The 21,373-nt window shown below is 31.6% G+C and carries 18 protein-coding genes, 2 tRNA genes and 1 pseudogene; 12 read left to right on the forward strand and 9 right to left on the reverse strand.

All coding sequences use genetic code 11. The annotated features are described in order from the left end of the window. Both GBO31_RS14035 and tssO read left to right on the forward strand, forming a co-directional pair. Positions 1-398 (forward strand): annotated as a pseudogene (locus tag GBO31_RS14035) (hypothetical protein); the annotation flags it as partial. A gap of 26 nt (positions 399-424) precedes the next feature. Beyond that, positions 425-943 (forward strand): type VI secretion system TssO, encoded by a 519-nt coding sequence (gene tssO, locus GBO31_RS14040; RefSeq protein WP_219008991.1) that lies wholly within the window; start codon positions 425-427, stop codon positions 941-943. Between the two features lie 83 nt (positions 944-1,026). Here the strand turns inward: tssO and GBO31_RS14045 are convergent, their stop codons facing one another. Further along, positions 1,027-2,835, reverse strand: coding sequence for a M61 family metallopeptidase (locus tag GBO31_RS14045; RefSeq protein WP_219008992.1), 1,809 nt, complete (start codon positions 2,833-2,835; stop codon positions 1,027-1,029). A gap of 381 nt (positions 2,836-3,216) precedes the next feature. Between GBO31_RS14045 and folE the strand changes: the two genes are divergently transcribed. The 8 genes from folE to GBO31_RS14085 all read left to right on the forward strand — a co-directional run bounded on the left by folE (position 3,217) and on the right by GBO31_RS14085 (position 10,260). Continuing rightward, positions 3,217-3,915 (forward strand): GTP cyclohydrolase I FolE, encoded by a 699-nt coding sequence (gene folE / locus GBO31_RS14050; protein WP_219008993.1) that lies wholly within the window; start codon positions 3,217-3,219, stop codon positions 3,913-3,915. A 64-nt stretch (positions 3,916-3,979) separates the two neighbouring features. Next, on the forward strand, positions 3,980-4,582 hold the full coding sequence (locus tag GBO31_RS14055) for a flavin reductase family protein (protein ID WP_246615878.1): 603 nt from the start codon (positions 3,980-3,982) through the stop codon (positions 4,580-4,582). Positions 4,583-5,095: 513 nt separating this feature from the next. Continuing rightward, positions 5,096-5,236, forward strand: coding sequence for a DUF2256 domain-containing protein (locus GBO31_RS14060; protein WP_219008995.1), 141 nt, complete (start codon positions 5,096-5,098; stop codon positions 5,234-5,236). 26 nt (positions 5,237-5,262) lie between these two features. Continuing rightward, positions 5,263-6,564 (forward strand): DASH family cryptochrome, encoded by a 1,302-nt coding sequence (locus GBO31_RS14065; RefSeq protein ID WP_219008996.1) that lies wholly within the window; start codon positions 5,263-5,265, stop codon positions 6,562-6,564. A gap of 3 nt (positions 6,565-6,567) precedes the next feature. Continuing rightward, positions 6,568-8,103, forward strand: coding sequence for a cryptochrome/photolyase family protein (locus GBO31_RS14070; RefSeq protein ID WP_219008997.1), 1,536 nt, complete (start codon positions 6,568-6,570; stop codon positions 8,101-8,103). Further along, entirely contained in the window at positions 8,093-9,574 is a 1,482-nt protein-coding gene (locus GBO31_RS14075; RefSeq protein ID WP_219008998.1) for a cryptochrome/deoxyribodipyrimidine photo-lyase family protein, read from the forward strand. Before GBO31_RS14070 ends, GBO31_RS14075 begins: the two co-directional genes overlap by 11 nt. Positions 9,575-9,577: 3 nt before the next feature. Beyond that, entirely contained in the window at positions 9,578-9,862 is a 285-nt protein-coding gene (locus GBO31_RS14080) for a TIGR03643 family protein (protein ID WP_219008999.1), read from the forward strand. Beyond that, complete coding sequence (locus tag GBO31_RS14085) at positions 9,862-10,260, forward strand: DUF2452 domain-containing protein (protein ID WP_219009000.1); 399 nt, start codon at positions 9,862-9,864, stop codon at positions 10,258-10,260. Before GBO31_RS14080 ends, GBO31_RS14085 begins: the two co-directional genes overlap by 1 nt. 16 nt (positions 10,261-10,276) lie before the next feature. Here the strand turns inward: GBO31_RS14085 and GBO31_RS14090 are convergent, their stop codons facing one another. From GBO31_RS14090 to GBO31_RS14105, 4 genes are all read right to left on the reverse strand, one after another. Continuing rightward, positions 10,277-11,440 carry a serine hydrolase domain-containing protein gene (locus tag GBO31_RS14090; RefSeq protein WP_219009001.1) on the reverse strand — a complete coding sequence of 388 codons (1,164 nt, stop codon included), beginning with the start codon at positions 11,438-11,440 and terminating at the stop codon, positions 10,277-10,279. 23 nt (positions 11,441-11,463) lie between these two features. Then, positions 11,464-13,170, reverse strand: coding sequence for a serine hydrolase domain-containing protein (locus tag GBO31_RS14095; RefSeq protein ID WP_219009002.1), 1,707 nt, complete (start codon positions 13,168-13,170; stop codon positions 11,464-11,466). A gap of 8 nt (positions 13,171-13,178) precedes the next feature. Further along, complete coding sequence (locus GBO31_RS14100) at positions 13,179-13,928, reverse strand: type 1 glutamine amidotransferase domain-containing protein (RefSeq protein ID WP_219009003.1); 750 nt, start codon at positions 13,926-13,928, stop codon at positions 13,179-13,181. Between the two features lie 85 nt (positions 13,929-14,013). Continuing rightward, positions 14,014-15,051: a helix-turn-helix domain-containing protein gene (locus tag GBO31_RS14105; protein ID WP_219009004.1), complete on the reverse strand. Its 1,038-nt coding sequence runs from the start codon at positions 15,049-15,051 to the stop codon at positions 14,014-14,016. Positions 15,052-16,213: 1,162 nt separating this feature from the next. On the opposite strand from GBO31_RS14105, the gene GBO31_RS14110 reads away from it, so the two are divergent. Beyond that, positions 16,214-17,536, forward strand: a complete 1,323-nt coding sequence (locus GBO31_RS14110; RefSeq protein WP_219009005.1) for a PIN-like domain-containing protein — start codon at positions 16,214-16,216, stop codon at positions 17,534-17,536. Between the two features lie 298 nt (positions 17,537-17,834). On the opposite strand, the gene GBO31_RS14115 is transcribed toward GBO31_RS14110, so the two are convergent. Then, positions 17,835-17,919 (reverse strand) — tRNA-Ser (locus tag GBO31_RS14115). A 262-nt stretch (positions 17,920-18,181) separates the two neighbouring features. Here GBO31_RS14115 and GBO31_RS14120 point away from each other — a divergent pair. Next, entirely contained in the window at positions 18,182-19,234 is a 1,053-nt protein-coding gene (locus GBO31_RS14120; protein ID WP_219009006.1) for a M28 family metallopeptidase, read from the forward strand. Between the two features lie 75 nt (positions 19,235-19,309). On the opposite strand, the gene GBO31_RS14125 is transcribed toward GBO31_RS14120, so the two are convergent. The 3 genes from GBO31_RS14125 to GBO31_RS14135 all read right to left on the reverse strand — a co-directional run bounded on the left by GBO31_RS14125 (position 19,310) and on the right by GBO31_RS14135 (position 21,332). Further along, a tRNA-His gene (locus GBO31_RS14125) sits at positions 19,310-19,385 on the reverse strand. 59 nt (positions 19,386-19,444) lie between these two features. Next, positions 19,445-20,161 (reverse strand): bacillithiol biosynthesis deacetylase BshB1, encoded by a 717-nt coding sequence (bshB1, locus tag GBO31_RS14130; RefSeq protein WP_219009007.1) that lies wholly within the window; start codon positions 20,159-20,161, stop codon positions 19,445-19,447. A 1-nt stretch (position 20,162) separates the two neighbouring features. After that, complete coding sequence (locus GBO31_RS14135; RefSeq protein WP_219009008.1) at positions 20,163-21,332, reverse strand: trans-sulfuration enzyme family protein; 1,170 nt, start codon at positions 21,330-21,332, stop codon at positions 20,163-20,165. Between the last annotated feature and the right edge of the window lie 41 nt (positions 21,333-21,373).

Below are 21,373 nucleotides of genomic sequence, written 5' to 3' on the forward strand. Positions count from 1 at the left end.
GAATGTTACCAGAGTTTCGATTGTATGATCGACATTTACCACCTGTGACTATGATTACAAAGTTAATGTCATTAGCTAGAGTTATTAAAAATAGTATGGATATCTATGCAGGAACTGGTAAAGAGGAGCTTTTGAATTATCTTTCTGATTGGTGTGATCTAAATCAAGGAGCATTTGAAAATGTATTGATCGAAATGATGGATTTAGATTATCAACATACAGATATTAATAAAGCTTTGTACAATGTATCTAGTTTTACAAAATTGATGCTTTCTCTATTTAAAAAATTAAACGAACTTGATTATATTGGTAAGAAATCAGATTCTAATATATTTGTGAAGGAAGAAGTAATTGCCAAACCTGATGTAAAGAATAGAAGGAGCTTCTTATTAGATTAATGTGTATTAAATAATATTTTAAAAAAATGAAACCAAAAAACAATAAAGAAAGAAGAAATAGTGTTTTAAAATTTGCTTTACTTTTTCTATTCACAGTCGCATTAATTGTTATGGCCTTCTTTTTTGATTTTGATAGAGTGCCTTTAAAAGAAAATAAGGTTCTTAGAGACCGTGTTGCTGTAGTTGAAAAAGATGCGAAATTTCAAAAAGACTTTTCTAAAGGAATGTTTAAAATCGAAAAATTGATTGATTCTTTAGAGAGACCAGATAAAGAAGATGATCTGTATTATATCAATAGATCTCTTGAATCAGAAATAGGAGATCTCACAGAAGCTATAGATCCAAATGATACTACGTATAGGTATAAGATGTATGTTAATATTGTAAGTTCTTATAGACAGATTAAAGAACTAAAAGCGCAACTTGCAAAACAGAAAAAGGAATTTCAAGAGTTTGAAGAGTACAAAGCTGCTTTAGAAAAAACAAGAGAACAACTAGATAGAGCAAGAACAGATCTTGATCGCTGTAGGGCTTCTTGTAGATAAGAAGTCTATAAATACAAAACAAAAAAAAGTCGACAATAGAAACCTTGTCGACTTTTTTTATTGTGTATGCTCTCGGTTAAAAGTTATTTAGCTTTTAACCAGTTTTCTCTTTTTAGTAATGCTTTTTTACTTGGTTTGGTAAATTGAGTAATTACCACTTCAGGATCAACTCCAAATCGAATTAACGCTTTTTTCTCCTCTCCAAGTCTTCTGTAAATAACAGTAGCTTTTTTTCCGGGCTTATATTTGCTGATTACATCGTTAAATGAATCTATATCAGAAAAAGATTTATTGTCAATAGCTACAATAACATCATCTTTAGCTAAGCCTGCGGTATATGCTGGAGTTCCTTTTTTAACATATTTAGCAACTACAGCGTTGTCATCATTATCAAAAGTAACATCTACTCCTAAATAAGCTTTCTTGCTATTAGTTTTAGGATATATCGCTACAGAATTTAATAATTTCTTGAAATCGGGAATTTGACTATCAAAAATGTATTTCTCGAAGAAATCATCTGCAAAGGATTCTCCTGCATATTCTCGTAAAGTAAAGAACAAGTTTTCTATGGTATAAGGAATTTCAGTTTTACCGTATTTAGTCCAAACTAATTTTAAGTAATCGTCCAAGTTAAGATCGTCCTCATTTCTTAACGAAAGATCTAAAGCTAATCCTAACATACTTCCATAAGAATAATAAGATATAAAAGTGTTATCTCTATTTGTTGGATCTACAGATGTAGCTGCATCTACAAACGGAGCTTGATAGCTCATTTCTATTGGATTAAAATACTGAAGAGCTGGAGAATTCCAAACATAATTATAGGTTTTGCTTAAACTTTCAATGTATTGATCTTGTGTGATAATTCCAGCTCTACATAAAATTAAGTTTGTATAATAGCTAGTAAAACCTTCTCCAAACCAAAGCTCACCTGACATGTTTGCATTTTCAAAATCAAAAGGTTCTAAAGAAACTGGACGAATGCGTTCTACATTCCAAGCATGAAAAAATTCGTGTGCAACTGTGCCAATATTCTTTTCCATACCTCCATCAGCGAGACTTCTTGTACTTGTTAAAATTGTTGAATTACGATGTTCCATACCATCTCCTGAAACAATTGGCATATAACTAGCAATAAACGTATATTCTCCATAATCAAAGTTTGGGTAATCCCCAAAAACAGCCTTTGTTTGCTCTACAATCTTTTTGATTTGTTCAAAATATTGATCTGCTTCTTCTTCTGTACCTTGGTGTAATAAAGCTAACTTTATAGTGTATTCGGTTCCTCCAGCAGGTACTTTAAATTGCTTTACAGTATGATTACTAATTCCTGCAGGGCTATCCATGAAATATTGTAAATTAGGAGCTAAGAATTTGTTTCCTCCAAGAGGAATAAGCTGCGTGGCAACTTTCCAGTTAAGATCTTCTCTTACCAAATAAGTAACCTGAACAGGTCTTTCTTTTAATGTAGGGATATACATAAAAGTAGCTGGTATGTTTAAATGCGCATGGGTTTCATTTATTTGAGAATAAGTTCCATCAGCACGATCAGCGAATAACGTATAGGTAAGATTTATAGTGCCATCATGTCCAGAAACATCCCATTGATAAGGATTAGGTCTCGTTACTGTGACATCTTTTCCTTTACTGTCTGTTATTTTGACATTATATACATTTTTTGCAAATTCATGAAGTGCATATCTACCAGGAGATGTTCTACTCATTCTTAAAGTAATAGTCCCACTTTCTAAATTCGTAAACTTAGCACTAATTTCAGCTTCGTGATGTACTGCGTTTTCAAAAGAAATTTGATATTCATTTCTGACTTGAGAATACCCAAAAGGAATAGTTATAAGAGATAAAAGAAAAAAGAAAAATCTAAAAGACTTCATTCAAAGAGTTTTTGGTTAAAAGATTCATGCGTTAAAAAGCGGCAAAAATAATATATATTATTACCAATGTTAAGGTGGGAAGTTTTAAATATTTCTGGGGCTCTGCACAATGAACAAACATAATTTATTCAAAAACAGAGTTCAAAAATACAACAAACTCTTAATTGCGCAAATTATAGGCACGAAAATTGAATAAGATACAATAGAACGAATCACAAGATTTTCTTAATTCTAAAAAGTTATAAGTTTATATGTTAATTTTTGTTTAATGAATATTGTATTAAGTTAAACAGTTTTGTAGATTTGAATAGATAAAGAATTGTATGAATCGAAAATAGATGGAAAAAGTTTTATTTATTTTCACTAAAAGTTAATAGCTAAATGAAAATAGGAGTAGAAACATTGATTAAAACTAATGGAATTAAGTTAAATGGTTTTTCAATCGATGAAATTGGTGATGATCATATTAGTACTGGAATGGAAACCCCAATGAAAGAAGGTGCTTTTGATATTTCAGATGAAGAAAAAAAGGAAAAAATATCCTATTTGTTTAGAGAGATAATGGAAGTAATGGGATTGGATCTTACCGATGATTCTCTTAAGGGTACTCCTGATCGTGTTGCTAAAATGTATATTGAAGAAATTTTTTCAGGATTAGATCCGAAGAACAAACCGAAAGTAGCACTGTTCGATAATAAGTATAAATACGAACAAATGCTCGTAGAAAAAAATATCACGTTTTATTCTAATTGTGAGCATCACTTTGTGCCAATTATTGGTAAAGCACATGTGGCATATATTTCTTCGGGTAAAGTGATAGGTCTTTCAAAATTGAATAGAATTGTTCAGTATTATGCGAAAAGACCACAGGTACAAGAGCGATTAACCAATCAGATCGCGATGGAACTTAGGGATATTTTACAGACGGATGATATCGCTGTCATAATCGATGCGAAGCATTTATGCGTTTCTTCTAGAGGTGTGAAGGACGATACCTCTGCTACCGTAACTACATATTATGGAGGAGCTTTTAATAGTCCGGAAAAAATAGCCGAACTTCAGAACTATTTAAACAATTAATAGATTTTCCGATTTAATTCTCTGATTTAGGTAAATGCATTATACGAAAGAACAAATAGAAAAAATGGAACGCGTAAAGCGTTTGAAAATAATAAATGCTGTTTCTGGTATCAAACCAGCAAATTTAATTGGAACTATTAGTAATGATGGAATGACCAATCTCGCTATTTTCAGTTCGGTCGTACATTTAGGAAGTGATCCTGCTTTGATGGGTTTTATTATGAGACCAGTTGGAGATGTTCCAAGACACACATATGATAACATTTTACAAAATGGGTCTTACACCATAAATCATGTACATCAATCATTTGTGAAAAATGCTCATTATACTTCTGCAAAGTTACAAAAAGAAGAATCAGAGTTTTCTCGATGTGCTTTGACCGAAGAATATGTGGATGGGTTTAAAGCTCCTTTTGTAGAAGAAAGTTATCTTAAAATGGGTTTGAAGTTTGTAGAAGCTATTGATATTCCAATTAATGGAACAATTCTAATGATTGGTGAAATTCATCATTTAATACTTCCCGAATACAGTATCGGAGATCATAAGGATATTGATTTAAGTAGTATGGATACAGTAGGTATTTCGGGGTTGAATTCTTATTACAGTTTACATAAAATAAATGAATTCCCTTATGTAAGAGTATCAGAAATGCCAGATTTTGCTTAAATGAGCTTTCTTCAAGTACAGTTGTTATTTGATTTTGGGTTGGTAGTGCTTATATGGATGGTGCAACTCATTATATATCCAAGTTTTAAATATTATGACCGTAACAATCTAACAAAATGGTACACTGTATATGCCTCACGGATCTCAATGGTCGTTATTCCATTAATGGTAGGTCAATTGATAATTAGTAGTTTTAAGGCAATAACATTTTTCAATCTTTTCAATTGCTTACACATTCTTTTGGTAGCGCTAGTTTGGCTGTCCACGTTTTTACAATTTGTTCCTATGCATCATCAAATTGCAAATAACAATATCAATGATAAATTCATAATCAAGTTAATTAAAACCAATTGGCTGCGTACTTTTTTATGGACAATTGTATTTTTTTGTACCCTTTTTCAAATAATTAAGTAGTTCTGGATAGGGCTTAACATCTCCTTATTTCCTGTTAAAATTCTTCTATAATTATATTTTTGTTTAAGTATTTCGTAATTTTATTAAACAGAAATTAAAGTGAAAAAATCCCATCTACCATCAAAAGTATGCAAGGTTTGTAAACGACCTTTTACTTGGAGAAAAAAGTGGGAGAAAGTCTGGGAAGAAGTGCAATATTGTAGTGTTCGATGCAGAAATAATAGAAATAAAGCGCACTAGCACTCTTAATAAATTGATGGCGGTTAATGAAAGAAACGGGTTTAGTATGGTTTAGAAATGATTTGCGAGTTGATGATAACACCTCTTTGTATAAAGCTACTACTGATAATGATCGAGTAATTGGCGTTTTTTGTTTTGATCCTAGATTATTTAAAAAAAACGAATTTGGTTTTCGTAAAACAGAGAAATTCAGAGCTAAGTTTCTTATTGAAAGTATTATTGATCTAAAGGAAAATTTAGCCAGTCGAAATATACCTTTATTAGTGTTTGGAAAGAAACCAGAAAGTGTAATTCCAAAACTGGTTGATGAATATGCTGTAAATGCAATATATACTCAAGAGGAATGGACAACTGAAGAAACGATAGTTTCTGAAGCTGTTAAAAGTTCAATCAAAGGGTTAGGGTCGAAGTGGATTACTTCTTATGATCAATTTCTTTTTCATCCAGAAGATATTCCTTTTGATATTCTTGAAACTCCCAAGGTATTTACTGTTTTTAGGAAACAATGTGAGAGGTATGTAAGTGTTAGAAATTTGGTAGAAACTCTATCAATGGCGCCAGATAATCTTATTGAAAATGACACACATATTCCCAGTATAGAGGACTTAGGTTTTGAATTTTTTGAACAAGATGCTCGATCTGCATTTCCTTTTCTTGGAGGAGAACGTTGTGCTTTAAAACGAATACAATCGTATTTTTGGGAAACTCATAAACTTTCATATTACAAGAAAACGAGAAATGGATTAATAGGAACGGATTATAGCTCTAAACTCTCGGCATGGTTAGCTAATGGTACTATTTCTGCACGTACTATTTATCATCAAGTTCTGGAATACGAAGAAAAAATTCAAAAAAATCAAAGTACGTATTGGCTGGTTTTCGAGCTGATTTGGAGAGACTTTTTTAAATATATCTCGCTCAAACATGGTAATGATCTTTTTAAAAGACAAGGGATACTTCATAAATATTATTCATGGTCTCAAAATAGAGAGCTTATTCAACAATGGATAGAAGGTGAAACTAAGGAGCCTTTTGTGAATGCAAATATGATAGAGCTTGCTCAAACAGGTTGGATGAGTAATCGAGGAAGACAAAATGTAGCATCTTATTTTGCTAAAGAGTTACAGCTAGATTGGAGAATTGGTGCAGCTTATTTTGAATCAATGTTAATAGATTATGATGTCCATAGCAATTATGGAAATTGGCAATATGTAGCTGGTGTTGGGAATGATCCAAGAGATCGAAAATTTAATATCAAGCTTCAATCAGAACGATATGATCCTCAACAAAAATTTCAAAATCTTTGGCTTCAGCCTACATTATTTTAACTTATGATATTACGATTAATACTTGGTGATCAATTAAATTATCAGCATTCTTGGTATAAAGAAGCCGAACAAGAGAATGTGTTCTATTTTATGGCCGAAATGAGACAAGAGACGGATTACACCAAGCATCATATTCAAAAGGTAATAGGCTTTTTTCTGGCTATGCGCAGTTTTTCTTCTTGGCTACATGATAGAGGATATAATGTTGTTTATTACCAATTGGATGAGTTGAAAAATACACAAGATTTAGTAGTAAATTTAAAAAAGCTGATACAGGAAAAAGGAATCACCAAGTTTGAGTATCAACTTCCCGATGAATATCGATTGGATGTACAATTACAAGAGTTTTGTAGTACATTATCTATAGAGTCAAATGCATATGATACGGAGCATTTTTTAACCTCAAGAACAGATTTTGCAGACTTTTTTGCTGGTAAGAAGCAGTATATCATGGAATATTTTTATCGAGATATGCGAAAAAAATATGATATCATGATGCTAACTAAAAAAGATCCTGAAGGTGGAAAATGGAACTTTGATCATAGCAACAGAAAGAAATGGAACGGTAGTCCAGACATTCCATTAGAAAAGAACTTTGAAAAGGATGTAACAGAAATTGTGGATCTACTAATCAGTTCAGGTGTTCAGACAATTGGAAATGTAAATACTCAACAATTCAATTGGCCTACTACTAGACAAGAATGCTTGTCATTGTTAGATTATTTCTGTGAGAACCTTTTGCTATGTTTTGGCGATTATCAGGATGCAATGCATTTGAATGAGAAATACTTGTTTCATAGTAGACTCTCTTTTGCTATGAATAGCAAAATGCTTCATCCCATGGAAGTACTTTCTAAAGTAATTGAATATTGGAGAGCGCATAAAGATGAGATAGCTATTTCTCAAGTAGAAGGTTTTGTTAGGCAGATATTAGGGTGGAGGGAATATATGAGAGGAATGTATTGGAGTCAAATGCCAAATTATAGAAGCTTAAATAAGTTAGATAATCACAATAAGCTTCCTGGTTTTTATTGGACTGGAGATACCAAAATGAATTGTTTGCGTTCTTCGATTCAACAAAGTTTAGATGAAGCCTATGCGCATCATATTCAACGATTAATGGTGACAGGTAATTATGCACTTTTAACGATGGTGGATCCTGATGAGGTAGATCAATGGTATCTCGGAATTTACATCGATGCGATCGAATGGGTAGAAATAACGAACACTCGTGGAATGAGTCAGTTTGCAGATGGAGGTTTGGTAGCTACAAAACCTTATGTATCAAGTGGTAGTTATATCAATAAAATGAGTAATTATTGTAAAAGTTGCCATTATAAAGTGTCAAAAAAGCATGAAGAAGATGCTTGTCCTTTTAATGCTTTATACTGGAATTTTCTTGATGAAAAACAAGGCTACTTTAAAAATAATCAACGTATGTCCATGATGCTGAATTTATTACACAAAATGGATAAAGAAAAATTACACAAATTAAAAACAAGGGCCAATCATATTATAGCAAACCCTGATGAGTACTGAAAAAGAACATATAAATATAGTTTGGTTTAAACGAGATCTTAGACTACAAGATAATGGGGCGATTTATAATGCTATAGCTACAAATACACCAACATTATTGTTATACATTTTTGAAAATTCCTTAAAAGAAGATAAACATTACAGTAAACGTCATTGGAATTTTATTAAACAATCTATAGAAGATCTTAATAGGCAACTTGAAATTTACCAGACAAAAATTATCAGTGTTTCTTCCGAAGTTATTCAGGCAATGGGGATTTTACAACAGTTTTGGAAAATAGATCAGGTGTTCTCGCATAAAGAAACAGGTATAAGAAAAACCTATGAGCGTGATAAGGCCTTCTCACGATTTTGCAAGAACAACTTAATTCAATGGGTAGAAAACACAAATAATGGTATACATAGAGGTCTTAGAAATAGAGAGAGTTGGAGAGAAGACTGCGAGCATTATATGAATCAGCAGCAGTTTGAATTTAACCCTAAGCCTGATAGTTTTATTCCAATTGAAAAAATAATAGAGTTAGAAAAAGTTTTTAAAACCGAAGATCTGCAGACTACTCCAGATATTAATTTTCAACAAGGAGGAACAACCAAAGCCTATCAATATTTGACTTCTTTTTTTAAAGGAAGGTATAAAAATTATAGTTTTCATATTTCAAAACCTGAGTTAGCACGAAAAGGTTGCAGTCGTTTATCTCCATATCTAGCTTGGGGAAATCTATCAATTCGACAGGTTTGGCAATATGCAGTCCAACAAAGAGCGGTATCAAATGATAAAAAGCAAATTGATGCTTTTACTTCCAGACTACAATGGCAAGTACATTTTATTCAGAAATTTGAGATGGAAGATATTATGGAATTTGAAAGTATTAATAAAGGATATCGGAAGTTAAAGAAACGGATTTCGGAAGACTATAAAAAAGCTTGGAAAGAAGGGAAAACAGGATACCCGCTTGTGGACGCATGTATGAGATGTTTACAAGAGACTGGTTATATTAATTTCAGAATGCGAGCTTTGGTAGTGTCTTTTTTTACCCATAATCTTTGGCAACCTTGGCAAGAAGCAAGTGCGCATTTATCAAGTATGTTTTTGGATTTTGAGCCAGGAATACATTTTCCTCAGCTTCAAATGCAAGCCGGAGAAACAGGAATTAATACACTACGAATATATAATCCTATAAAGAACAGTATGGATCACGATCCTGAAGGTGTTTTTATAAAGAAATGGGTTCCAGAATTAAAAGATCTACCAGTAGCTTACATCCATGAGCCCTATAAAATGCCACCCATGGAACAACAGTTTCATGATTTTGAAATGGGAAAAGATTACCCATTTCCCATTGTCGATATGAATACTACCAGAAAAAGGGCTAGTGATACCCTTTGGAAAATGCGTGATGATGTATTGGTGAAAAAAGAAGGATATAGAATTTTGAAAAAACATACATTACCAAATAGGAAAATGCAATAGCGGATGATACAAAAAGAATTATCAATACGAGATATCGATAGAATTATAGAAATGGCGTGGGAAGATAGAACTCCTTTTGATGCTATCTTACTGCAATTTGGATTGAAAGAACAAGAAGTAATCAATTTAATGCGCAGAGAAATGAAGCCATCTAGCTTCAGAATGTGGCGTAAAAGAGTGCAAGGACGAAAAACCAAACATTCAAAAAAACGTACTTTTGAAGAAGGAAGGTTCAAATGTTCCCGTCAAAAACAGATTACACATAATAAAATTTCAAAAAGAAACTAATGAGTGATAAAAAACCAGATCAAGTAGTTTTTAACGAAGAAGAGAATAAATATGATGCTGCCTTAAAGCCCTATGCTACCGATGTAGGAGCTCCAACCATAACAATTCCTGATGCTGTTGCATGGAAAAATACGAATGTGCATAAGGTAAATAAACAGGTAAAGGCCAAATATGATGAGCTAAAAGCGCAGTATGATGTGCTGATGGAACAGTTTGAATATAACAATTTGGTGTATAATGCTAAGTTTACTTTTGAGCCGATCGTTGGTGAAACCTATCATTTATATCGCAATAGCAATGAAGAACCGTTTTTATCGATCATAGCACCTACAGAATGTAACTTTGATCATCTAGGAACCTTTCGGTTAAATGCCGATAAAATGTGGGAGCGATTGTAATATGCTTTTGAGGGTATTAATTTGTTAGTTGTGTTTCATACTTAGCAATTATATCATGAATTTTTCTGTACTCACGATATAATTTTTCATTATCGGCAGCATTAACATTGGTAAGAATAACACGTCCTATCTTATTGTTAGCATTGAATTGAACATCAGCTTGTATGCCAGGATCGCTTCCTGAATGTCCAATGTTTTTGCTTTTCTTTCCCATTCCTATGAATAGACGTTGGTTGTCTTTATCTCCAGGAAGCAATACACTTGCGTATTTAGGTGGTAAAAAAATACTATTCTTATTAAATGCCTTGATTAACTCCTGTAATAAAACACTTAAATCTTTAACATTAGAATATAAACCTCCATCTGGATAGGTGATTAATGAATAATTTGGAACAATTTTACCAGATGGAAAATATCGGGTTGCAAGTTTGTTTTTATCAACAGAAGTGAAATTCCAAGTTGTACTATTCAATTTTAAAGGGGCGAAAAGAAGTTTTTTAGATAGGTCTTCTAAGGAATGATTGGTTGCTTTTTCAATTACCAAAGCTGCTAATGAAGCATTAAGATTTGCATATTCTGATTGTTTACCTGGTTTGGCCCTAATAAAATTTTTCTTTTTGTACCAGTTGCCATCTGGACTAATAATTTTAAATAAAAAACTTTCTAAACTCATAGTTTTATGGGACTTGAGAAAGTTAGCATATCCTTTATGGATTTCTTTATGAGGTTGAAATTCTTCTGCTATATATGATTTTTCATAATGTTTTGTATCTAGAATGGTTGATGTATGGGTAGCTATATGTTTAATACGTATTTCTTCATTTTTATAATATGGGTTACTTACTTTAAAAGGCAGGTAATCATTTATTTTATCATCATAAGTTAGTTCATATTTTTCCATTGTTTTTGCTAAAACAACTCCTAAAATAGCTTTTGAAACAGATCCAACATTTTGAACAGTATGTTCGGTGAAAGCCGTTTTGGATGTCACATCACTATATCCGAATCCTTTTTTATAAAGTATTCCTTTATGATTTACAATTGAAATACAAAAACCTGGTAAATTGGATTCTTCAAAATGACGCTGAAGTTCATTTGTGATTTTTGTAGCTGTTGATTGGCCAAGAGTAGATTGAATACAGGCTAAATAAAATAATGTTGTAATTATAATAAATCTCATTATGAAATTAAATAAGGTGTTGATTATTTGTGATTTTTGATTTTTTCAAACCACAGGTTTCGTATCGCATCATTTCTTACGTAAAAACCTTCTACTATGCCTTCAGAGTTTACTCTAAATTCTATACTCTGCATATACCATTGATCTCCAGAAAAAATTTCTTGTTTGATAGGACTAAAAGTCATAGTATCAGATTTTACATTTGAAGAAATCAGTTTGTTGTCTTTAGCTTCAAAATGATAACCAATTCCTATTTCTTTACAATAATACTCGCCACTATATTTAGATTGCAAGTCTTTCTGGGTGAGAGTTTTTGGAGTATATTTTATAAATTCGAAAGGAGTAGCATCTCCAAAGGCAAAGGACATACTAACTTTATTTTTAGCGTCTTTTGAGAACGTAAGAAATATCTTGTCATCAAAATCTGTTTTCATTTGAAACTTATTTTTGGATATAGGAATGAGTGCAGTACTTTGGTTAGGACGAATATATCGGAGTGTATCATTTTCAATTCTAATTTCTCTTGAAATTTCGCCAATAGCATCCCAATAAAACCCTTCGAACTGTCGATGATAGTTTTGGTCAATTGGAATGGAACGGATAGTACTGAAATCAATCGAAAAAGGCTCTGTAAACTTATTGCCAAGTATAGAATGAGCAGATAGCATCCCAATATATCCATTATAGGGCTCTCCATTATTGCTTAATACAATCGCGGTAAATTTTTCTGTTGGGAAATTAAAAATTGTCGAAGCATAACCATCAATTCCACCTGTAGACATTATAGTTTCTAATCCTCTTTCTTTATGAACATATCGTTGCCCATACATTAAAGTACCTCTCGGAGCTTTATATTCCAAACCATTGTTTAATTGTACAAAAGAGGAAAATAAAGTAACGATTTCTTGGGTTTTCGAGTTGGGAGATGCTAAGTTTTTTTCCCAAAGGATCATATCGGATAGAGAAGAAGCAATATTGATTCCTGCATAGGTTTCCTTAAGTGATGGGATAAGAGTGATGTCATTATCTTGTATCCTATATGATTGGGCAAGGTTTTTAGTATTCTGATTGGCAGCGTTTATAACAAATGTATTTTTCATTCCTAAAGGAGTAAAAACCTGTTCTTCCATATATTTCTCAAAAGGCATTTTCGATGCTTTTTCAATTAGCATTGAGGCTAATAACATATTTGAGCGAGAATATGAAAACTCAGTTCCCGGAATAAAACTTAAAGATTGTTGATTCCTTATAAGGTGTAATGCATCTTCTTTCGAAAAGTGATCGGTATCTCTCCAACCAGCTATATTTTTTAGAATTTCAAAATCATGAATTCCTGAAGATTGTTGCAATAAGTTTTTTATAGTAAGTTTTTGTTTAAATTTTTTAAAATCGGGAAAGTATAGCGAAAGCTTGTTATCTAATGAAAGTTTTTTCTCTTGATGTAATTGTATAAGGGCGAAAGCAATAAAACTATCTGATAATTGCGCTAGTTGAAAAGAAGTTTCCTCAGTAATCGGTTGTTGCTTATCAATATTTGCTGTTCCAGCAACCTTTTGTAATATGGTTTTTCCATTTTGAATAAAAGCAATAGCGCCTCCTGGATGAATGGGTTGATTCCAATGCGCCGTAAGACTGTCGATGTATTTGTTTTGTTGGGTTGTAAGGCTTTGCGATTGTACATAAAGACTAATTAATAAAGCAAAGAATAAAATGTTTTTTGATAGATTCATTTTGATGTTTACTTAGATGAGGTAAATTTTCTGATAATTTCTTTTGCAATTAGATGAGCACTTGTGGGATCCTGACCAGTAATTATTTTGTTATCAACAATGTAGAAGCCGTCCCATCCTTTTTTAGAATATTCAAAATAGGCGCCACGATCAGTAACTGCCTGATCGATGGAAAATGGAAATTGTTTATAGTAGTCGGCTTCTATGTTTTCAAAAGCATCTGGAAATCCTGTAATTTTTTTATTCTGCATCACAAATTGCCCATCGCTATTTTTGATGTTTACCATTCCTGCAATTCCATGGCAGATTCCTGTGAGCAGACCATCGTTTTCTTCAGAAATATAGAAGGCTATTTTCTGAATAGGTTTGTTTTCTGCAACTCCAAACATAGCACTCCCACCACCTACATAATAGATGGCATAATAGTCTTCTTTAACAACTTCAGATGGATGTAGTGTATTTTTTAGTTTGTTTAAAAGTGTGGTATCAAAAAGATAGTCTTGTATAATTGTATCAGAACTATGTATATATCCTATAGGAATTTGTCCACCATTTGGACTTACAAAATCTACTTCGATAGTTGCTTTATCAAATTCATGATAGGCATATACAATTTCGGGAAAGTTGTTTGTGGTTTCAATATCAGAATTACCATAATGTGTTGCATTACTTGTTACAAAAAGTATTTTGTTTGGTTTAGTAAGCTTGTCGGAGCATGAAAAAGAAATGATTAGTAATATAAGAAAGAAAAGTCTCATTTGTTTTTTAAGCGAACCTAGGGAATGTGCTTAAAAAAGGCAGTTAATCTAATTATTCAGGAGTTCGGAATAATTATTTGATACTTCAAACCTTCTTGTTTTCTTCTCTAAATTTGGATGGAGTTGTACCGGTTTGCTTTTTAAAAGCATTATAAAAAGTAGATTTAGAATTGAAACCACAATCCAATCCAATCGCTTCTAAAGTAAGATCACTTCCATTTACAATCTTTTCTTTTGCAGCCTGTATTCTAAAAGAATTGATATAGTCATTGAAGTTAGTATTGAGGTGTTGATTAAGAATTTGAGAGATTTTTACAGAAGATACTTTTAGTAGTGTAGCTACTTTCTGTAGCGTTAGGTTAGCGTCTAAAAATAGGCTGTCTTCTAAGAGTAGTTGTTCTAAATGTTGGCTTAGTTTTTCAACTTCCTCCGAATTGATTTGATTACTTTGATATTTTTTTATTTGTAAAAATAAGAGTTCATCTCTTCGTTTATAAAAAAGCAGCAATAGAATCAACGCATAAAACACAAAGGAAAAACTTAAAGCACCTACGATATAAGATGTATAATTTCCAGTGTTAAAAGCCAAGCAGATTATAAAATTACCAAGGAAGATACTGGATAACCAAATTTTAAAAGGTTTGTTTTTGGATTGTTTAAAAATCAATTGATGATTTTTAAAAATGACATACCCAGAAAGGATTACAAAAAACAACCATTGCAAATAAATTCCTCTAACAAAATAACTCCAAAGTTTAGGATGATCAGACCATGGAAAAAGGAAGTTTATGATAAACGAAACTATACCTAAAGATACGAGAGTACTAACCGCTTGTTTTTTTAAAGTAGAAGAAACTTGGATAGTACTTTTTATATAAAAGAATAAAAACGGACCGATCAACCAACAGGCAAACAATCCAAATTGTATATATGCATCCGCAATGGTGTCATAGAAGTAAAAGAACACAGATTTCCCCACTCTTACACTCAGCGCAAGGAATAGACAACCTAAAAATATATTAGAAAGATGTTTAGGTTTGGAGAAAAAAAGAAAATAAAAACCAACAATAATTCCATTAAACGCTCCTAAAGCACTAAAGAAAAAGAGGAGTTGTTGATCCATTAATAAAAGTTCTAGAATTTAAAAATGGAAAGTTAAATAAAATATGGAAAAGAGTTGATAGGTTTTTGCGTATGATATATAATAAGATTATTGTGAAGATAACCGGGATTAAAAACCTTAAAACTTTGAATAGATATAGGAAAACTTCTCAGAGATCTGCAAAGGAATGGATGAATAAAATTTGGTAACAAAAGTCAATCAATAGGTTTTGAACATATTTTTTTTAATTTAATTGTTAAATACTTGAAATTATAGGTGTCTTCAGAGGTTAATAAATTGTGGAAGAAATATCATTTTTGGGTGAAAAATAGAAAAACCAACCTTCAGGTTGGTTTTAATTCAATTACTCATTCTTTTTGTAGCTTTTCCAATTAATAATCAAGCCAATTATAGCTAGAATTATTCCAGCTAATGAAAAAATGTTCTCAATACTCATGATTTTATGATGACAGCCTTTTTTTATTAATAATCTATCAAATTTATTTATGTATATAAATTTTTTCGGCTGCCATACCTATTATGAAAAAATATATAACAAGCTGGTTCTATATTATATTATAGAACAAATTATATTTTTTCATGATGGTATCACCTAACTTTAGATAATACAATTGGTTTGTTGATTATAGCTATAAGTTAATGATAAAATTCTACATAATCAATAAAAAGTCTATATACTTTAAGGAATAATTATTTTTGATATTTGTTTGTTATAAAATGTTATCAAAAACAAATAGAATTTAGAATTAATCTATACCACACGTTTCTCAAGAAGTTCTGTTCTGTCTGTATCGTTTTTTTAATTTTGAAGGTGTATTAATTTATCTTAATATAATAGTAAACTGAAACATTTTTTGGTCTAGTTTCTTCAGCTCCTTTTTTATTCAAACTGGTTGTATTTTGTACATCGTTTCCATTTATTTCGTTTCCCAATTTCTATTATGGTTATGAACTTTAAGCCAATTACCACCTGTTGTTGTTGCATGATAACTAATCTTATGTAAAATAGAGCCAGATTGTACTTCTTTAATATACAAAATCTAAATTTCAAAAAATAGGGAAATTTCAATCTAAATTGTATATTGAAAAAAATAGGTTTTAAAGAAATCACTAAATAATTAATAGATAATATTAAGACTTAGAATGGTTAAACTTATAACTCTTGAATTCTAAAGCGCGTATGACAAAAATTACAGACGAAGTTAGTTTTATAGCTAAAAGAAATAATAGTTCTCTGGAGCAGTATTCAAAATGTTTGAAAAAGTATTCTGATAATTTTGAAAAAGAACTTTCTTTAGAAACAAAAACCCCCATTTTTTTAGATACTAATGTTTTATTAAGATATTATACTATCTCATTTGCAGCAAGAAAATCTTTATTCAATTTCATTAAAAAACATAAAAAAAGAATAATAATTACCAAGAAGGTACAACATGAATTTATTAATAATCGACAAGGTGTAATTAATAGGTTTTTCAAAGAAGTAACCAACCAAATTCCAAAAGATTTTGATACTGATTTGGTTAATAAAACTAAAAGTTTTTTAGATAATCATAAAGTTGTACTTAAAGACTATCCTTACGTTGAAAAACAGTTAGAAGAGCACAAGAAAAAGTTAGAAGATTTATTGGAAAAGTTAAATCAAGATTCAAATAAAAAGAGAAAAGAAAATAAAGATTTAATGTTTAAGGATGAATTTCTTGATTTACTAAATTCTTGTGAGGCATATAATGAGCTCGATAAAGAAGAAGAGAAATTGATTAAAATACATTTTGATCGACTTAAAAAAGAAATCGAAAATGATACTGTGGAAAAGGTGTTAAATAAGCAAAATTTAGTTTTTCCGGGATTCGGTGATATCAAAGAAAAAGCTAAGGATCCATATGGTGATTATGTTTTATATCATGAGATTATGAAATACATGTTGATTAATAAAGTTGACACAATATTTCTAACATTTGATAATTCAAAAGGTGATTGGATGAGTTTGTCTAAAGAACCGTACACTCATTATTTCCAGAATATATATGCTAATACTGGTGGCTTAATATATATACTTGATGCTGAAAGAACATTGAAGGATATATTAAAAGTTGATATTGATTCATTAGTAAATAATGATACTTTAAAAGTTGATGATAATTCTGATTTGACTAAAGAAAGTTTAGAATATTTGTTAACTAATGATAAGGTTTTTAAAGGTTTTTCAATTTCTATTATCCATAACGGAATAATTGAAGAGTTAAAATTAGCTGGATATAATACAATAAAGGAAATTAGAGATGATTTAAATAGAGGAGAGTTTGCGTTTGAGAAATTTAGTGAGGAAGTCGGAACTAATTATTTACATAGAATAGGAAAGTTAAGAGTTGTACTTCGAATAGTAAATCCAAATTATATATATCTAGTAGATAACTCTGGTAGAAAGGAAAAATCAAAATCCTTAAATAGATTTTCAGCTTTTAGAAAATTTGTATTACCCTAAACAACCAATTATGTGATCAAAAATATAAGAGCTACCTTGATTTGTTATGTTGAATCTATCTTTACATTCCCTTATTTATTCCCCTGAAAAAACAAACCCCAGTGTTTACTGGGGTTTTAAGCGTATTACGCGGAGAAAGAAGGGTTGTTTCCTGATCCCTAAAAGGAAATCCAATACAAGCAAAATGCTTCTTTGACAAGAAGCTTCTTTTTTGTAATGTTCCAAAACTTTCAAAGTTCCTTTGAGTTTTTCTACAAAACAAAAAACGCTTCAACCATAAGTTGAAGCGTTTTGCTTGCGGAGAAAGAGGGATTCGAACCCCCGGAGGTGTGACCCTCAACAGTTTTCAAGACTGCCGCATTCGACCACTCTGCCATTTCTCCAGTGTTTAGCCTCATCAGGTATTTCCTGAATGCGGGTGCAAATATAACAACCTTTTTTAAATCTATAAAAGTTTTTTTAAATAAATTTTAAAGGATTTTTTATGAAATAAGCCATAACAAATAAGTTGATATCTACCAATATGATTAGATGGCGATTACATCTGACTATTAAAAAAACAATAAAAATATAAACAGATGAAAACATTGATAAAATGATCTCCACCTAAATCTGTATATTGCGTAGTGTTATAAAAAAGAATACATGAAAAAGGTTTTAGTAGCTATTAGTAGCTTGTTATTTTTATTTTCTTGCGGTAGTTCGCATAACTCCTCAAATAAAAGTGATTCAAATACTTCTAATAATGAAAATGAAGTAGACATCGCGTCTTATGCAGAGACGATAACCTCCCAAGAATTAAAGAAGTATTTGTACAAGTTTTCAGGAGATGAGTTTGAGGGAAGGGATACAGGAGAACCTGGACAGAAAAAAGCAGCTGAGTACTTAAAAGCGCAATATCAACGAATGAATATTCCTTCTCCTTTAGGAGGAGACGATTACTTTCAGGAAATAGATGAAAGTTATTTTAGAGGTGGAATTAAGTCCTCAGAGAATGTTTTGGCGTATATAAAAGGAACTGAAAAACCGGATGAAATTGTAGTGATTTCTGCTCATTATGATCATATAGGTGTAGATGCGAATGGGAATATTTATAATGGAGCAGATGATGATGGATCAGGTACTGTTAGTATTTTGGAAATAGCAGAAGCTTTTGCCGCTGCAGCTAAAGATGGATATGGTCCAAAAAGATCCATTTTGTTTTTGCATGTAACAGGAGAAGAAAAAGGGTTATATGGCTCTAGTTATTATACAGAGAATCCTGTGTTTCCACTAGAAAAAACAGTTACTAATTTGAATATCGATATGATAGGGCGTATTGATGAAAAACATAAAGAAAAAGATAAAAATCAATACATCTATTTAATTGGAAGCGATCGATTGAGTACAGAGTTACATAACATTAGTGAAGAAGCGAATAATGAATATACCAAACTAGATTTGGATTATACCTACAATGCAAAAGATGATCGAAATAGATTTTACTATCGAAGTGATCATTATAATTTTGCAAAGAATAATATCCCGATCATTTTCTATTTTAATGGTGTTCATGAGGATTATCACGAACCGAGTGATACTGCAGATAAAATAGAGTATGATCTTTTTACTAAGCGTACTAAATTAGTCTTTTATACCGCTTGGAAAGTTGCAAATAAAGAAGAAAGGTTAGTAGTGGATGGTATAGGAAAAGAATAATTATTTTTTCGGTAAGAAAACAATATAGCTTAAAATAAAAAAGACTTCGCATTTGCGAAGTCTTTTTCTTTAAAAGGGTGGAAGATCGGTCTCGAACCGACGACCTCCTGAACCACAATCAGGCGCTCTAACCAACTGAGCTACAACCACCATTTAATTTCGGCTGCAAAAATAAGACATTTCTTTATTTCTGCAAAGGAAAAAATGAAATTATATGAGATCAAAAATGGAATCTACTGCTGCATAGCGCTCTACAGTATATCCTTCTGCATATGCAACTCCTATAATTCTACCTAAATCCGCAGCTCTGTAACGGATACTTTCCATAAAGTTCTTACTAGAAATAGGAGTAGAAGGAGCTTTGCTATCAGCATCATAAAACTGAGTTTTATATGCCTTTACACTTTCCATTTTTTTATCCATATACCCTGTAATATCCACTACAAAATCGGGTTCTAATATTTCCCATTGTATATAGTGGTACACTTTTTTGGGTCTCCATGGATCTTGTATGTTACCATCTATAGATGTCTCTATTTTTCGTAAACCAGACAAAAAACAAGCATCGCTAACGAGTTGGCTTCCCTTTCCATGGTCTATATGACGATCTCTTACAGCATTACAAAGTACAATCTCTGGTTGATATTTACGGATCATCTGAATGATTGCAAGTTGATGCGCTTCATCATTTTTAAAAAAACCATCTCTAAAAGCTAAATTTTCTCTAACAGCAACTCCAAGAATTGTTGCGGCATCCTTTGCTTCTTGATCTCTCGTCTCTGGAGTGCCTCTGGTACCTAATTCTCCTCTAGTTAGGTCTATTATTCCAACTTTTTTGCCACGATCAATTTCCTTAGCGAGTGTTCCTGAACAACTTAGTTCTACATCATCAGGATGCGCTCCAATAGCAAGAATGTCTAATTTCATATTAGTGCTCAAGTTCTAAAATCTTAATTTTTTCTAACGCTTGTTCGATATCACTCATAAGATCTTCTGATTCTTCAATTCCAACGCTAAATCGCAATAATCCATCATTAATTCCTTGTTGTGCTCTTTCTTCTGGTGTTAACAGCGCATGAGAGGTTAGTGTAGGTGATAATATAGTACTTTCTACTCCAGCTAAGCTCATAGAGCTTTTTATGAGTTTTAATTCTTTTTGAAATTTACTAGCATCTAAACCTTCTTTAAGCTCAAAAGATAACATTCCACCAAAGCCTTTCATCTGTTTTTTTGCTATTTCATAATCTGGATGTGATTTTAAACCAGGATAATAAACCGCTTGAATATCATCATGCTTTTGTAGCCATTTTGCCATTTTTTTGGCATTCTTATTCTGTTGTTTTACACGAAGCCCTAACGTTTTAATACTTCGTTCTAACATCCAAACTGTGAAGTCACTCAAGCTTCCTCCAAGGTTTTTAGCTAATTGAAATATACGTTCGATATTACTTTCTGAAGAAATAACAGCACCTGCTAAAATATCACTATGTCCTCCTAAATATTTGGTAGCAGAATGTATGACAACATCAATACCCAATTCTATTGGATTTTGATTTACTGGAGAAGCAAAAGTGTTATCTATCATTGTGATAATTCCTTTCGCTTTTGCTAATTCTGCGATAGCCTTAATATCTGTTATCGTTAATAACGGGTTAGAAGGAGTTTCTATATAGATAATTTTAGTATTCTCTTTTATTTTTTCTTCAAAACCTTTTACGTCTTGAGTATCAACAAATGAATACTCTATACCGTATTTGCTAAACTCTTCATTGATCAGATTTGCTGTACCACCATAGAGCGTTCTTTGCAAAACAATATGATCGTCTTTTGCTAAAAAAGCAAGAAGCGCTGTACTAATCGCTGCCATACCGCTTCCAAAAATTAAAGAAGCTTCTCCTTTTTCTAATTTTGCTATCTTTTTACAAAGTGCTTCTTGGTTTGGAGTATTAAAATAGCGAGGATATCTTTTAATATCTACATCTTCAAAAGCATACGAAGTTGATAAATAAATAGGGGATATAGCGCCCTTAAACTGTTTGTCTTCAATTTCACCTACATGGGTGCAAATGGTATTAAATCCTGTGTTTTTTGAGTTCATGTTGTGTACTAAGCTTGAATTTGCGCTCTAAAATAATATAT

The organism is Aquimarina litoralis (genome assembly GCF_019295435.1).
Classification (GTDB): domain Bacteria; phylum Bacteroidota; class Bacteroidia; order Flavobacteriales; family Flavobacteriaceae; genus Aquimarina; species Aquimarina litoralis_A.